We start from the raw sequence: 1,903 nt of genomic DNA, 5'->3' as shown, positions 1-1,903 counted from the left end.
TTTCCAGCCCGCCCGATGCTTCCAGCCCGCCCACCACTTCCAGCCCGTCCGGTGCTTCCGGTGCTTCCGGACGCGGGACGGACACCACGCCTGATCCGGTAACCGGTGCCATATCCGACGAGTTCGAGACCTCGGCGGGCGGGCTCAAGACCCCGCCCGCCGAGGCCGATCCTGGCGTGACGGGTGGTCACCATCAGATCCACTGGCACGCGGTGGAGCCGGCCTTCCTGGACGTGGTCCAGCCCGACATCATGGCCGGCTACGCCAGCCTGGCCGCCGCCGGCTGCACCGAGATCGTGGCCCACCCTTTCTTCCTGTTCGACGGCAGCCACACGTCGCGGGACATCCCGGCCGCCCTCGCCCGGGCCCGGGAGCGCTTCCCGCACACCCGCTGGACGCTGACCGCGCCACTCGGGCTGCATCCCGGTGTGCTGACCGCTGTCACCGCCCGCATCGACGACGCCCTTACCGGCCATGCCTGCACCGGCCATGCCTTCGCCCCGGACGAGCCCTGACCGAATGGCCCCCGACGACGCCTGATGACAACCGGTGGACCTGATGACAACCGGTGGCAGGCACCAGCGCGCCCACACCGGCCTCGCGCCCACCTCGAACGGGCTCTCGCCCCGAACGGTCTCCCGATCACCATTCGGACAATCACCCGCCCCCTCTCGTCCCAGTCAAGAGAACGAGAGTGAAAACGGCTGCCACAGCGACCGTTCATCCCCTCGTTCGCGTGATCCGAGAGTGTTCGATCATCAGCTTTTGGCGGGTTTCGGGGCGGACGCGTGTTGGCCGACCGGCGTTTCGGACGAGCGGGCTCTGGTGACGGCATCGGCCACCGCCGCGGCCAGCGGATGGATGCCGGGCTCGGTCGCCACCGCGTCCACCCGGATGCCGGCGTGCTGACAGGCCGCGACGGTACGCCGTCCTATCGCGGCCACCATGATCCCGTCCGGTAGGGGGCCGTACAGCGCGACGGTCGCGCGGGCCGCGGTCGACGACGCGAACGCCACCGCGTGCAGGTCGCCGTGCCGGATCTCCTCGACGATCCGCGGGTCGGGTTCGGCGACGACATCGGTCAGGAGGCTGATCCGACGCACCGTTTCCGCTCCGGCGGGCGGCGGCGCGGACGCGCACACCACCACGCGGACGCTGCCGCCCATCACCGCAGACACCGCATCCTGCGCGTCGGTGGGCTCCGCAGCCCGCGTCCGCGCACTGTGTGTGTTGGCGCGCTCCGGGCCATCAGCGCTGACGGGCAGCCGGGCGCAGGACAGCCCAAGGGCCTCCAACGAGACCTCCGCCTCGGCGTCGGCGGCCATCAGCACGAGCCCGGCAAGCGCCCGGACGTCGCGGCCGGCCCGACGCAGCAGTGTGACCACCGCCGCGACCTCCGCGACGCCCGCCAGCACCAGCGCGTCCGCGCCGGCGAGCGCCGCCAGCAGCGGTGCCGGGGCGGCCACCGGCCCGGGACGCGAGACGACACTCTCCACGGCGTCCGCGCCGAGCGCGCGTAACCGGGCGGCCAGCAGCCCGGGACGCGGCCTTGTCCGCGGGACGAGCACCCGGACTCCCGCCAGCGGACGGTCGGCGTCCACAGCCGGCGAGCCGGTGACGGATCCGCGCGGATCATCGTAACCATTCGTAAGACCGTGACTGTCAACACCGCCGGACCTGTCGACGCCGCCAGGGCCGTCGCCGGGGCTGTCGCCAGGGCCGTCGCCGGAGCCGGCTCCATTCCGGGGGCGCGGTCCCGCCCAGGAGTGCGATCTCACCGTTGCCCGGCCTGGCGAGTTGTCGGCGCCGCCAGGCCTGACGGTGTCGCCCGAGCTCACGCCGTCGCTCGCGATATCGCTGGCGCTCTCGCGACTGTCACCGTTGCCACTGCCACTGCCACTGC

2 protein-coding genes are annotated in these 1,903 nt (G+C 72.6%); one reads left to right on the top strand and one right to left on the bottom strand.

What is annotated here, in order from left to right; all coding sequences use genetic code 11:
- Nucleotides 1-110: 110 nt before the first annotated feature.
- Nucleotides 111-515 carry a sirohydrochlorin chelatase gene (locus tag AC5LUJ_RS24295; protein ID WP_493465867.1) on the top strand — a complete coding sequence of 135 codons (405 nt, stop codon included), beginning with the start codon at nt 111-113 and terminating at the stop codon, nt 513-515.
- A 243-nt stretch (nt 516-758) separates the two neighbouring features.
- On the opposite strand, the gene AC5LUJ_RS24290 is transcribed toward AC5LUJ_RS24295, so the two are convergent.
- Complete coding sequence (locus AC5LUJ_RS24290) at nt 759-1,601, bottom strand: uroporphyrinogen-III synthase (RefSeq protein ID WP_493465866.1); 843 nt, start codon at nt 1,599-1,601, stop codon at nt 759-761.
- Nucleotides 1,602-1,903: the final 302 nt, after the last annotated feature.

Source organism: Protofrankia sp. CiP1_Cm_nod3, from assembly GCF_982290655.1.
Note: the sequence above shows the minus strand (reverse complement) of the source record. Positions and strands in the feature narration are given on the sequence as shown.